11 protein-coding genes, 1 pseudogene and 1 riboswitch are annotated in these 13,224 nt (G+C 42.5%); of the genes and pseudogenes, 10 read left to right on the top strand and 2 right to left on the bottom strand.

Features of this window, described 5'->3' with window-relative positions; translation table 11 throughout:
* Positions 1–630 (top strand): annotated as a pseudogene (locus ACIY14_RS09315) (ISL3 family transposase); the annotation flags it as partial.
* 56 nt (positions 631–686) lie between these two features.
* On the opposite strand, the gene ACIY14_RS09310 reads toward ACIY14_RS09315, so the two are convergent.
* Positions 687–2,126, bottom strand: a complete 1,440-nt coding sequence (locus ACIY14_RS09310) for a TrkH family potassium uptake protein (RefSeq protein ID WP_409002374.1) — start codon at positions 2,124–2,126, stop codon at positions 687–689.
* 3 nt (positions 2,127–2,129) lie between these two features.
* Entirely contained in the window at positions 2,130–3,479 is a 1,350-nt protein-coding gene (gene trkA / locus ACIY14_RS09305) for a Trk system potassium transporter TrkA (RefSeq protein ID WP_061598731.1), read from the bottom strand.
* Positions 3,480–3,880: 401 nt separating this feature from the next.
* Between trkA and ACIY14_RS09300 the strand changes: the two genes are divergently transcribed.
* The 9 genes from ACIY14_RS09300 to ACIY14_RS09260 all read left to right on the top strand — a co-directional run bounded on the left by ACIY14_RS09300 (position 3,881) and on the right by ACIY14_RS09260 (position 13,134).
* On the top strand, positions 3,881–4,384 hold the full coding sequence (locus ACIY14_RS09300) for a tRNA (cytidine(34)-2'-O)-methyltransferase (RefSeq protein WP_409002373.1): 504 nt from the start codon (positions 3,881–3,883) through the stop codon (positions 4,382–4,384).
* Positions 4,385–4,424: 40 nt separating this feature from the next.
* Positions 4,425–4,643, top strand: a riboswitch (FMN riboswitch).
* A 153-nt stretch (positions 4,644–4,796) separates the two neighbouring features.
* Positions 4,797–5,360: an ECF transporter S component gene (locus tag ACIY14_RS09295; RefSeq protein WP_409002372.1), complete on the top strand. Its 564-nt coding sequence runs from the start codon at positions 4,797–4,799 to the stop codon at positions 5,358–5,360.
* Positions 5,350–6,000 (top strand): phosphatase PAP2 family protein, encoded by a 651-nt coding sequence (locus ACIY14_RS09290; RefSeq protein ID WP_409002371.1) that lies wholly within the window; start codon positions 5,350–5,352, stop codon positions 5,998–6,000. The genes ACIY14_RS09295 and ACIY14_RS09290 overlap by 11 nt, the downstream gene beginning before the upstream one ends.
* A 27-nt stretch (positions 6,001–6,027) precedes the next feature.
* Complete coding sequence (locus ACIY14_RS09285) at positions 6,028–6,447, top strand: chromosome partitioning protein ParB (protein WP_409002370.1); 420 nt, start codon at positions 6,028–6,030, stop codon at positions 6,445–6,447.
* A gap of 310 nt (positions 6,448–6,757) precedes the next feature.
* Complete coding sequence (gene pheS, locus ACIY14_RS09280) at positions 6,758–7,804, top strand: phenylalanine--tRNA ligase subunit alpha (RefSeq protein WP_000103747.1); 1,047 nt, start codon at positions 6,758–6,760, stop codon at positions 7,802–7,804.
* Positions 7,804–8,313, top strand: a complete 510-nt coding sequence (locus ACIY14_RS09275) for a GNAT family N-acetyltransferase (RefSeq protein ID WP_409002369.1) — start codon at positions 7,804–7,806, stop codon at positions 8,311–8,313. Before pheS ends, ACIY14_RS09275 begins: the two co-directional genes overlap by 1 nt.
* Before the next feature lie 75 nt (positions 8,314–8,388).
* Positions 8,389–10,794 carry a phenylalanine--tRNA ligase subunit beta gene (gene pheT, locus ACIY14_RS09270; RefSeq protein WP_409002368.1) on the top strand — a complete coding sequence of 802 codons (2,406 nt, stop codon included), beginning with the start codon at positions 8,389–8,391 and terminating at the stop codon, positions 10,792–10,794.
* 250 nt (positions 10,795–11,044) lie between these two features.
* Positions 11,045–11,938 (top strand): ABC transporter ATP-binding protein, encoded by an 894-nt coding sequence (locus ACIY14_RS09265; RefSeq protein WP_409002367.1) that lies wholly within the window; start codon positions 11,045–11,047, stop codon positions 11,936–11,938.
* Positions 11,935–13,134: an ABC transporter permease gene (locus tag ACIY14_RS09260; RefSeq protein WP_409002366.1), complete on the top strand. Its 1,200-nt coding sequence runs from the start codon at positions 11,935–11,937 to the stop codon at positions 13,132–13,134. Before ACIY14_RS09265 ends, ACIY14_RS09260 begins: the two co-directional genes overlap by 4 nt.
* The last annotated feature ends 90 nt before the right edge of the window (positions 13,135–13,224 follow it).

Here is a 13,224-nt window from a genome sequence, read left to right as displayed (position 1 = left end):
ATGGATATGTTTAGTCCCTACTACGATATTGCTAGAAAACTTTTTCCAAATGCAAAAATCGTTCTCGACCGCTTTCATATTGTCCAGCATCTCAGTCGAGCAATGAATCGCGTACGCATACAAATTATGAATCAGTTTGATCGGAGATCGCACGAATATAAAGCACTGAAACGTTACTGGAAACTCATCCAACAGGATAGCCGTAAACTCAGTGATAAACGATTTTATCGACCAACTTTTCGGTCACACTTGACCAATAAAGAGGTTCTAGAAAAGCTGCTTTCATACTCTCAAGAACTTAGATAGCACTATAATCTCTATCAACTCCTACTCTTTCATTTTCAAGAGAAACAAACGGAACATTTCTTTAGTCTTATTGAAGAAACAATTTCTTCTGTAAATCCTATTATTCAAACTGTTTTCAAGACCTTTTCGAAAGATAAAGACAAGATCATGAATGCACTGGAACTTCCCTACTCAAACGCAAAACTAGAGGCTACCAATAACCTTATCAAAGTCATCAAGCGAAATGCTTTTGGCTTCCGGAACTTTGACAACTTTAAAACTAGAATTCTCATTGCTTTGAACATCAAAAAGGAGAGAACCAATTTGGTCCTCTCCAGGGTGTAACTTTTCATCAACCCACTACAGTTGACAAAGAGCCTAAAAGGGGAGCTTTATTGTGATTAGCGTTTGGACCAGGTACGTTTCATAAAGAGAAGCAAAATGGGATAAATCTCTAGACGACCTGCAATCATTGCAAATGAGAGAAGGATTTTAGAGATTGGACTAAAGATAGCAAAACTAGAAGTTGTACCTAGAATAGGTCCGATGTTATTGAAACAGCTGAAGACAGCACTGGTAACAACTAGAAAATCATTGTTATCTAGACTGACAATAAAGATAAGTGACAGTAAAATCATCACATAAATGACAAAATATTTTAGGACCTTGTGCTGGGTATCCTTATCAATCACGGTTTTATTGACATGTAGAGTCAATACGCGATGAGGAGATAAGATGGACAAGATCTGATTTTTTGCAATTTTTGTAAGGATGAGTCCACGGATAACTTTGAGACCACCTGCGGTTGAGCCAGCTGAGCCACCGATTCCCATGAGGAAGAGGAGTATAAATTGGGAGAAGAGGGGCCAGTTGGTAATATCTCCGTAACCAAAACCAGTTGTTGTAATGATATTGGAAACCTGAAAGAGGGCCATTTCAAAGCTCTTAGAGACACCTTGGTAGAGGTGGAGCGTATTGAGAGTAATCAAGCCGGTAGAAACTAGGACAATGATTACATACGTGCGAAGTTCTTCATCACCAAAGAAAGCCTTAACCCGACGGAGCATGAGGTAGTAGTAGAGATTAAAGTTAACCCCGAAAACCAGAACTCCGATACTGACGAGATAGGTGATGAGTGAGCTGCCGTAGTGGGCAATTCCGTCGTTATAGACGGTGAAGCCTCCGGTTCCTGCCGTTCCCATAGCGATGACAAAGCTATCAAATAGGGGCATGCCAGCTAGATAGTAGATGACTACAAAAAGTGAGAAGAGCCCTAAATAAAGCAGATAGAGAATCTGGGCAGTATTTTTCAGTTTGGATACAACCTTGCCAAAGACAGGCCCAGGGACCTCAGCCTTCATCACCTCTAAGTGACTATTCTTGGCATTGTCCATAATGGCAAGCGCGAAGACGAGTACCCCCATCCCTCCAATCAAGTGAGTAAAACTTCGCCAGAAGAGGAGGGAACGGCTGAGAACGGAGACATCTGTCAGAATGGTTGCTCCTGTAGTTGTAAAACCAGAACTGATTTCAAAGAAGGCATCGATGACACTTGGGATCTGTCCTGAAAAGACAAAGGGAAGCGCTCCAAAGAAAGACCATAGAATCCAACAGAGGGCGACGATTAAGACCCCCTCCTTAGTATAAATTCGCTGATTTTTGGGTTTCCGTAAAATTCCCAAGCTACCAAGAAGTATCAAAATCCCAATTGTTGTAAAGAGAGCTGTAAATACTTGGCTGGATTCTTGATAATAGGTTGCTACGCTAACGGGCACTAGGAGGAGAACCGCCTCAATCAAGAGAAGTTTTGAGAGGAGGTAACGAATCATACTTTTATTCATCTTTTACCTCTCAATCAGATCATAAATCTTGGTGATATTTGGTAGTAAGGTCGTCACGAGTAACTGATCTCCTACCTCAAGTCTGTCCTCTCCAGTAGGGAAGATTGTTTTTCCTTTTCGGATAATGGCTGCGATGAGAACCCCTTTCTTCAATTTCAGATGTGAAAGAGGTTTGGCAGTCATTTTATTAGCTTCCTTGATTTGGAATTGAAGAGTTTCAATTTGACCGTTTGCTAGATGGTGCATGGCTTGAAGGTCTGAGTATTGAGCGTTTACTCGACCACGGATAAAGTGCATAATGGTATCCACTGCAATACTTTTGGGTGTGATGATACTTGAAAAATCAGGTGCATGGATAATCTCTAAAAGGCTAGTTCGATTCACCTTGGTGATATTCTTATGGACACCAACACGGTCTAAGAACATAGAGGTAATGATGTTTTCCTCATCAACCCCAGTCAAAGTTGCAACTGCATCATAGTTGGGAGCACTTTCCTCAAGCAAGATATCTTTGGCAGTTCCATCTCCCTGTACGATATAGAGATTTGGAAATTTTTCACTGAAGAGACGAGCTCTCTCAGGATTAATCTCGATAACTTTAGTGTCAATACGGCTATCTTTTAAAATGCCAAGTAGGTAATAAGCAATTTTTCCAGCACCAACGATGAGCAAGCTTTTCACTGTACGTGATTTGAAATAGTTATGGAAGAGCATCATATCCACACGATTCCCAGTAACAAAAATTCTATCTCTGTCCTGAATGGTGATATCACCGCTCGGAATCATAAGTTGATGGTCTCGTTCCATAGCGCAGACAATGATATTGCCAAATTTTTTACGAAAATCGGAGATTGGCATTTGACAGAGACCACTGGAATCTTTGACAACAAACTCCATTAGGTTGACCCGTCCCCCTGAGAACCGCTCAACTGAGAGTGCGTTTGGAAAATCAATGATATTTGAGATAGCACGGGCGGCTAGGAGTTCTGGGTTAACGATAAGTGAGAATCCAAGAATATTTTTCTCTTTGAAATAGGCATTGGAGTATTCAGGATTTCGCACTCGAACGATGGTTTCTTTAGCGCCCATTTTTTTAGCAAGTACTGCTGAAATCATATTCACTTCATCGTGTTCCGTTAGAGCGATAAAGATATCACACTCCTGAACGCCGGCTTGCTCTAAGATAGCAAAGTCTGCTCCATTTCCAAGGAGTCCCATGATATCAAAGCGACTGACAATATGATTGAGAACAGCCTCATCTTGTTCGATGAGGACAACGTCGTGTTTTTCTGCAACCAGTGAACGACAGAGGGCAAAACCGACTTTCCCTCCACCAACAAGGACAATTTTCATATAAAAACCCTACTTTTTCATGATGTAACTATCATACCCTTTTTTCGCAAAAAATGCACTTGCCAAGGCGATTTTTAGGGGGATAAAGGGCTTTTTCAAGTTTTTGAAGATAAATATGCTTAACTTCTATAACAACGTCTCTGATTTGAAGTGATTTTACTCTTTTGCTATCCCTTTTCAGAAATGGAATGACCAAACATGAAAATATCATTAAAAAAAGTAAAAAAATCAAGTCGTTTCTATTGACTTTGATTCTGAAAGTGTTATACTAAGAAAGTAGTTTCGCTGATTTACTTCAAACCTGTTGTGAGGTAAGTTAACGATGCCTTAACCACGCTGTTTGCTGAGCTTGACTCCGGGCAGTGTGGCTATTTTTTTGCAATGGTAAAAGGAAGCCAGTCATGACAAATCACATTGTATTATTTGAACCTCAGATTCCACAAAATACAGGCAATATCGCGCGTACCTGCGCTGCGACCAATTCCCCCCTCCACATCATCAAACCAATGGGTTTTCCTATTGACGACCGCAAGATGAAGCGAGCAGGTTTGGATTACTGGGATAAGTTAGAGATTTATTTTTACGAGAGTTTGGAAGATTTCATATCTCAGATGAAGGGGAAACTCTATCTGATTTCGAAATTCGCGGAAAAGGTGTACTCTGAGGCAGATTTATCGACTGACGAAGACCATTATTTTCTCTTTGGACGTGAAGACAAGGGCTTGCCAGAGGACTTTATGCGAGACCATCCTGAGAAAGCTCTCCGTATTCCTATGAACGATGAACACGTCCGCAGTCTCAATGTGTCTAATACCGTCTGCATGATTGTCTATGAAGCGCTCCGTCAGCAGAACTTTGCAGGTCTTGAACTCGTTCACACCTATGAAGCAGATAAATTGAAATAATCAAAATGCTTGCACTTGCAAGCGTTTTTTGTTATGATTAAAGGGTCTTCAGGGCTGGGTGCAATTCCCGACCGGCGGTGAATTTGACTATCTATTTTAGCTTTCTCGTCGTTGTCTTGTCTCGATATACTTTAAGTATTATCTTCGACTGCGACGCCTAGATAAATCTAAAATATCTTAGCCAAATAAGTCCGCGAGCGCAAGCTGATGTGGTGCGATTCCACAACCGACAGTATAGTCTGGATGGGAGAAGACGAAAGAATGGCTTTGTCTGTTCTGATGAGTTTATAGATGAATTGCAACCGCTTGCTCAAAAGAGTGAGAGGGAGCTTTTGGGATATAAAAAGTGAGAATAGATAGAGGGATCCTTTCCAACTTCTTCTGATTTTATAGAAAATTGGAGGAACCTGTTATGACAAACACACGTCGACTTTCGACCATTGCGATTTTATCAGCCATTTCATTTGTGCTGATGTACTTTGACTTTCCGCTCTTGCCAGCGGCGACCTTCCTCAAGATCGAGTTTAGTATCTTGCCAGTCCTTGTGGGCTTGGTGGTGATGGACTTGCCTGCTGCTCTAGGGATCCTTTTGCTGCGATCACTCTTGAAGTTGCTTCTCAATAGCCAGGGAGTGAATACTTACATTGGGTTGCCAATGAATATTGTAGCCTTGGGAGTTTTTGTGATCGCTTTTGGTTTGATATGGAAAAAGGAGCGCAGTACTCTTCGTTTTCTACTAGCATCTCTAGCGGGAACTATTGGATTGACTGCTGCTATGTTGGTTCTCAACTATGTCTATGCTGTTCCTTTGTACGCGAAGTTTGCCAACTTTGATATTGGAAAAATTATGGGACTTTCCAACTACCTCATGACTATGGTATTGCCTTTTAACTTGATTGAGGGTGTAATCTTTGCCATTTCATTCTGGTTGTTATACGTCCTTTTGAAACCAACCTTAAAACACTATGAAAGATAAACAAACATTTTTAATGAAGGGCTCTTTTGCCCTTTTGCTTTTCGTCCTTCTTGGCTATATGGTCAAGTTTTACCCTGAAACGCTGGTCGGTTTTGACCAACCGATTCAAACTGCCATTCGTGGGGATTTGCCAGATTATTTAACAGTTTTATTCCGTGCACTTACGCATTTGATTGATATTCCAGTGATTATCACCTGGGTTGCCATTGCAGCCTTTGTCTTTTATCGTAAGCAGTGGAAGATAGAAAGCTACTTCATGCTGGGGAATCTGGCCTTGGCAGGTCTTTTAATCGTGACCTTTAAAAACATCTACCAGCGCCCACGACCAGCTATCTTACACCTAGTTGAGGAGAAGGGATTTTCCTTCCCAAGCGGCCATTCTTTGGCTGTAACCTTGATGGTAGGTACTCTGATTGTCATTCTCAGTCAACGGATGAAAAATCCAGTCTGGAGAAAAATCGTGCAAATCGTCCTTGGCCTCTACCTAGTCAGTGTGTTGGTCTCAAGGGTCTATCTGGGAGTTCACTACCCATCAGACGTCCTTGCCAGTCTCTTTGTGGGCTTGGGAGTCCTGTTTATCGAGTTTCCCTTCTATGACAAGCTTCGCTTCCAATGGCGATTTAAAGGTAAGCAGAAGTAAATATCGAATTCCCTTGAGGAGGAAGAAATGAAAGTCAACATAAAAGCTCTCCATCCGACTCAACTATACTTATCAGAAAAGAAACTAGAAGGCATCCAGACACTTTATCAGTCGGCAGAAATAATCAATGTTGCTCCAATCAGTATTCTTGCGTTCGGAGATTGCTTGTTAATTACAGATGGCCATCACAGGGTTTATCAGGCTTTATTGGCGGGTAGGAATATGATTTCTGCTGAGTGGGATAGAGAGGGTGGCGATGAACTGTATTATCTCTATGCGCAAGCTTGCGAGGAAAGAAAGATTTACTCTGTTTTGGATTTAAAAGACTGTATCTTAGCTCAAGATGAGTATGAAGCAAAATGGCATAACTGGTGCGATGGTTTTAATCAAGCAGCAACTCTTTTATTGAAAAGGAAAGCGGATGAAACAGATCTTACAAATAGGTAGTGCATTGCGTCTTGTTCCTTTTTATATTGAAATTAGTCTGGTCTAACTTGTTTTTTAACTAAAAATCTGATAAACTATGTAGTAATTGAATAGGAATCCGCAAGACTAGTAACTCAAGGGAAGTATATCAGGGAGGAGAGCCATGACTGCAAGCTCTCTATATGAAAGCTGAGTGAATTCACTTGCGCATGGATTTAGAAATGAAGGTCTGACTTGTCAGATGAAACGGATGGTACCGCGTGTCAACGCTCCGAGTGGAGTTTTTGGCATGTGGTTTTCTTTTTCTCTACGAGCGACTGATGGAGGAATTATGTCAACTATTGAAGAACAATTAAAAGCGCTTCGCGAAGAAACGCTGGCTAGCTTGAAGCAGATTACTGCTGAAAATGAAAAAGAGATGCAAGAATTGCGTGTCTCTGTCCTTGGGAAAAAAGGTTCACTGACTGAAATCCTTAAAGGGATGAAGGATGTATCGGCTGAAATGCGCCCTGTCATCGGGAAACACGTCAATGAAGCTCGTGATGTCTTGACAGCAGCCTTTGAGGAAACAGCGAAACTCTTGGAAGAAAAGAAAGTCGCAGCTCAACTGGCTAGCGAGAGTATCGATGTGACACTTCCAGGTCGTCCTGTTGCGGTTGGTCACCGTCATGTTCTTACACAAACCAGTGAAGAAATCGAAGATATTTTCATCGGGATGGGTTACCAAGTCGTGGATGGTTTTGAAGTGGAGCAAGACTACTATAACTTTGAACGTATGAATCTTCCCAAAGACCACCCAGCACGTGATATGCAGGATACTTTCTACATCACAGAAGAAATCTTGCTTCGTACCCACACGTCTCCAGTTCAGGCGCGTGCTATGGATGCCCATGATTTCTCTAAAGGTCCTTTGAAAATGATCTCACCAGGGCGTGTGTTCCGTCGTGATACGGACGATGCGACCCACAGTCACCAGTTCCACCAAATCGAAGGATTGGTTGTTGGGAAAAACATCTCCATGGCAGATCTTCAAGGAACCCTTCAGTTGATTGTCCAAAAGATGTTTGGTGAAGAGCGTCAAATTCGTCTGCGCCCATCTTATTTCCCATTCACAGAGCCATCTGTTGAGGTGGATGTTTCTTGCTTCAAGTGTGGTGGAGAAGGCTGTAACGTATGTAAGAAAACAGGTTGGATTGAGATTATGGGAGCCGGTATGGTTCACCCACGTGTCCTTGAAATGAGTGGAATCGATGCGACTGTTTACTCTGGATTTGCCTTTGGTCTTGGACAAGAGCGTGTAGCTATGCTCCGTTACGGAATCAACGATATCCGTGGATTCTACCAAGGAGATGTCCGCTTCTCAGAACAGTTTAAATAATGATTAGAAAAGTAGAAATGGCAGATGTTGAGGTGTTGGCTAAAATTGCCAAACAAACCTTTCGTGAAACATTTGCGCATGATAATACGGAAGAGCAGTTACAGGAATACTTTGAAGAGGCTTATAGTCTGAGAGTTTTGTCAACTGAGTTGGAAAATCCTGACTCCGAAACCTATTTCATTATGCATGAAGAGGAGATAGCTGGTTTTCTCAAAGTCAACTGGGGAAATGCTCAAACTGAGAGAGAATTAGAGAACGCTTTTGAAATTCAACGCCTCTATGTGCTACAAAAATTCCAAGGATTTGGACTTGGTAAGCAACTGTTTGAATTCGCTCTGGAACTTGCCGAAAAAAATGGTTTTTCCTGGGCTTGGCTAGGTGTTTGGGAACATAATACAAAAGCTCAAGCATTTTATAATCGATATGGTTTTGAAAAATTTAGCCAACATCGTTTTATGGTTGGTCAAAAAGTAGATACGGATTGGTTACTGAAAAAGAAATTAAGGTAAGAAGATGATTCTTCTATTGAAATGATAGGAAAGGAAATAACCAGAGGGACAACTGTCATTCTGGGGAACTAAATTATGCTTGTATCTTATAAATGGTTAAAAGAGTTGGTGGACATTGATGTGCCATCACAAGAGTTGGCTGAAAAAATGTCAACCACAGGGATCGAGGTAGAAGGTGTCGAATCACCTGCTGCTGGTCTCTCAAAAATTGTCGTCGGTGAGGTCTTGTCTTGCGAAGATGTGCCAGAAACTCACCTCCATGTTTGTCAGGTTAATGTTGGCGAAGAGGAAGCCCGTCAAATCGTCTGTGGTGCTCCCAATGTGCGTGCGGGCATCAAGGTCATGGTGGCTCTTCCAGGAGCTCGCATTGCTGACAACTACAAGATCAAAAAAGGGAAAATCCGCGGTCTTGAGTCACTTGGAATGATTTGTTCACTTGGTGAATTGGGTATTTCTGACTCCGTTGTACCAAAGGAATTCGCAGATGGCATCCAAATCTTGCCAGAAGATGCTGTCCCAGGTGAGGAAGTCTTTTCTTACCTAGACTTGGATGATGAAATCATCGAACTTTCCATTACTCCAAACCGTGCGGACGCCCTTTCTATGCGTGGGGTGGCTCATGAAGTGGCGGCTATCTATGACAAGGCAGTCAACTTTAAAGAATTTGCTCTTTCAGAAACAGACCAAGCTGCAGCAGATGCTCTTTCTGTCAGCATTGACACAGACAAGGCACCTTATTATGCAGCTCGTATCTTGGACAATGTGACTATCGCACCAAGTCCACAGTGGTTGCAAAACCTTCTCATGAACGAAGGCATCCGTCCTATCAATAACGTTGTGGACGTGACAAACTACATCCTGCTCTACTTTGGTCAACCGATGCATGCCTTTGACTTGGATACCTTTGAAGGAAATGACATCCGTGTGCGTGAAGCGCGTGCTGGTGAAAAATTAGTAACCTTGGACGGTGAAGAACGTGAGTTGGAAACAAATGATTTAGTGATTACTGTCGCTGACAAACCAGTCGCCCTTGCAGGTGTCATGGGTGGAGAGGCTACAGAAATTTCTGAAAAATCTAGTCGTGTTGTGTTAGAAGCTGCTGTTTTCAATGGCACATCCATTCGTAAGACTAGCGGACGCCTTAACCTTCGTTCGGAATCATCTTCTCGTTTTGAAAAAGGGATCAATGTGGCAACAGTCGATGAGGCCTTGGATGCTGCAGCTAGCATGATTGCAGAACTTGCAGGTGCGACGGTGCGTAAGGGCATCGTTTCAGCGGGTGAGCTTGACACTTCAGATGTAGAAGTATCTTCAACTCTTGCCGATGTCAACCGTGTCCTTGGAACAGAACTTTCATACGATGATGTCGAAGATGTCTTCCGTCGTCTTGGCTTTGGTCTTTCTGGAAATGAAGACAGCTTTACCGTTAGCGTTCCACGTCGTCGTTGGGATATCGCCATCGAAGCGGACCTCTTTGAAGAAATCGCTCGTATCTATGGTTATGACCGCTTGCCAACCAGCCTTCCAAAAGACGATGGGACAGCTGGTGAATTGACAGCCACACAAAAACTCCGCCGTCAAGTTCGTACCATTGCTGAAGGAGCAGGTTTGACAGAAATTATCACCTATGCTCTAACAACTCCTGAAAAAGCAGTTGAGTTTACGGCTCAGCCAAGTAACCTTACAGAACTCATGTGGCCAATGACAGTGGATCGCTCCGTTCTCCGTCAAAATATGGTCTCAGGTATCCTTGATACGGTTGCCTACAACGTGGCTCGTAAGAATAAAAACTTGGCACTTTACGAGATTGGAAAAGTCTTTGAACAAACAGGCAATCCAAAAGAAGACCTACCAAACGAAATCAACAGCTTTGCCTTTGCCTTGACAGGCTTGGTTGCTGAAAAAGACTTCCAAACGGCAGCAGTTCCAGTTGATTTCTTCTATGCTAAGGGAATCCTTGAAGCGCTTTTTGCTCGCTTGGGACTTGAAGTGACTTATACAGCAACAGCTGAGATGGCAAGCCTCCATCCAGGACGTACAGCCGTGATTTCGCTCGGTGACCAAGTTCTTGGTTTCCTTGGCCAAGTGCATCCAGTCACTGCGAAGGCCTATGATATTCCAGAAACGTATGTAGCCGAGCTTAACCTTTCAGCCATCGAAGCTGCGCTTCAACCTGCTGCTCCATTTGTGGAAATTACCAAATTCCCAGCTGTTAGTCGTGATATTGCTCTACTTCTCAAGGCAGAAGTCACTCACCAAGAAGTTGTAGATGCTATCCAAGCTGCAGGCGTGAAACGTTTGACAGATATCAAACTCTTTGACGTCTTCTCAGGTGAAAAATTAGGACTTGGTATGAAGTCAATGGCCTATAGCTTGACCTTCCAAAATCCAGAAGACAGCTTGACGGACGAGGAAGTCGCACGCTACATGGAAAAAATCCAAGCATCACTCGAAGAAAAAGTGAATGCAGAAGTACGTTAACTCATCAATCCATCCTTCGGGGTGGATTTTTAGTTTTAAGAGAACAGTTCAGAAGAGAAAAGCGACAGTTGAGGAGAAAGACACCCTATCCAATTTTTAATGAGCTATACTAAACCTATTACTAGAGCGCTTAAAAACCTTAGATTTGGTAGATTTTTACTATAAATAATATCGATAAAAATGGACATAAAACGTTGTAAATGCTATCAAAAAGGAGTATAATAAGTGCAACATATCTCGGAGGTGGAAGATGCTAGAAGTAAGAAATCTAGAGAAAAGTTTCGGTTCCAAGCAAGTCTTGTTTGGTGTCGATTTTCAGGCAAGTCCAGGACGAATTTTGGGACTGGTCGGGAAAAATGGTGCTGGGAAAACAACGATTTTCCACAGTATGTTGAAATTTTTGGACTATCAAGGAGAAATCAGTCTGGATGGGCAGGAGATTCGTCAGGAAACCTACGCTCGGATTGGCTATCTGCCTGAGGAGTGCAGCCTCATGCCCAAGCTGACAGTCCTTGAACAAGTTCGCTACTTGGCGACTCTAAAGGGCATGGATGCTAAGGAAGTCAAGGAAAAACTCCCTCAATGGATGGAAAAATTAGAAGTGAAGGGCAAATTGACTGATAAAATCAAGAGTCTCTCCAAAGGGAATCAGCAGAAAATTCAGCTCATTATCACCCTGATCCATGAGCCAGACTTGATTATCCTGGATGAGCCTTTTAGTGGTTTGGACCCAGTCAATACCGAGTTGCTCAAACAGGTCATCTTGAAAGAGAAAGAGCGTGGTGCAATCATTATCTTTTCTGACCATGTCATGACCAATGTTGAGGAACTTTGCGATGATATTCTGATGATTCGAGATGGGCGTGTGGTCTTGCATGGACCTGTTCAGGATGTCCGTAATCAATATGGGAAAACACGTCTTTTTGTTTCAAGTGAACAAAGCAAGGAAGAACTGGAAAAACTTCCTCACGTCAAACAGGTGAGCTTGACTAAGCAAGGCAGTTGGAAATTAATCCTAGATGATGAGGACGCTGGAAGGGAACTCTTCCCCATCCTCACTCAAGGTCAATATATCGCGACCTTTGACCAACAAGCTCCAACAATCGATGAAATCTTTAAACTAGAATCAGGGGTGGAAGTATGAGAAATATGTGGGTTGTAATGAAGGAAACCTATCTTCGGCATGTCAAGTCGTGGAGTTTCTTCTTCATGGTGATTTCGCCGTTCCTCTTTTTAGCCTTATCTGTAGGAATCGGCTATCTCCAAAATTCTTCGATGGCTAAAAATAGCAAGGTAGCGGTAGTAACAACAGTGCCATCTGTAGCTGAGGGACTCAAGGGTACCAATGGTGTCAACTTTGATTACAAGGATGAAGCTAGTGCCCAGGCTGCTATCAAGGATGAGAAAATCAAGGGTTACCTAACCATTGACCAAGAGGACAGTGTCCTCAAGGCCGTCTATCACGGTGAAACTTCTCTTGAAAGTGGCATCAAGCTGGCTGTAACAAATAAGCTCAACGAACTGCAATACCAACTCAATCGCTCGGCGGCTAATTTGTCCCAAGAACAGGAAAAGCGCCTGAGTCAAACCGTTGACTTTACTGAGAAGATTGATGAATCTAAGGAAAACAAAAAAATTGTCCAAACCATTGCGGCCGCAGGGCTTGGTTTCTTCCTTTATATGATTTTGATTACCTATGCTAGTGTTACTGCTCAGGAAGTGGCTAGCGAGAAAGGAACCAAAATCATGGAAGTGGTCTTCTCTAGTATCCGAGCTAGTCATTATTTCTATGCTCGCATGCTGGCTCTGCTTCTTGTGATTTTGACTCATATTGGGATTTACGTCGTGGGTGGTCTGGCTGCGATTCTGCTCTTTAAAGACCTACCAATCTTGGCTCAATCTGGTATTTTAAATCATCTAGGAGATGCCTTCTCGCTCAATACCTTATTGTTTGTCTTGGTTAGTCTCTTTATGTATGTTGTTTTGGCAGCCTTCCTAGGTTCTATGGTTTCTCGTCCTGAGGATTCAGGGAAAGCCTTGTCGCCACTGATGATCTTGATTATCGCAGGATTCGTTGGAGTGACCGCTCTAGGTGCTGCAGGGGACAATTTAGTTCTGAAAATTGGTTCCTATATTCCTTTCATCTCGACCTTCTTTATGCCATTTCGAGCTATAAATGGGTATGCAAGTGGTCTAGAAGCTTGGATTTCACTTGCCATAACGGTTGTTTTTGCAATAACTGCAACAGCCTTTATCGGACGCATGTATGCTAGTCTAGTCCTTCAAACGGATGATTTGGGAATCTGGAAAACCTTTAAACGTGCTTTAGCTTATAAATAGGAGAGCCTCGCAAAATGAACTGCACCCCAAAAGTTAGACAGAAAAAATCTAACTTTTGGGGTGTTTTATTATGAAATTGAGTTATGAAGA

Source organism: Streptococcus sp. ST16 (assembly GCF_046098135.1).
In the GTDB taxonomy this organism is placed as follows: domain Bacteria; phylum Bacillota; class Bacilli; order Lactobacillales; family Streptococcaceae; genus Streptococcus.
This window is presented reverse-complemented; position numbering and strand designations above follow the sequence as displayed.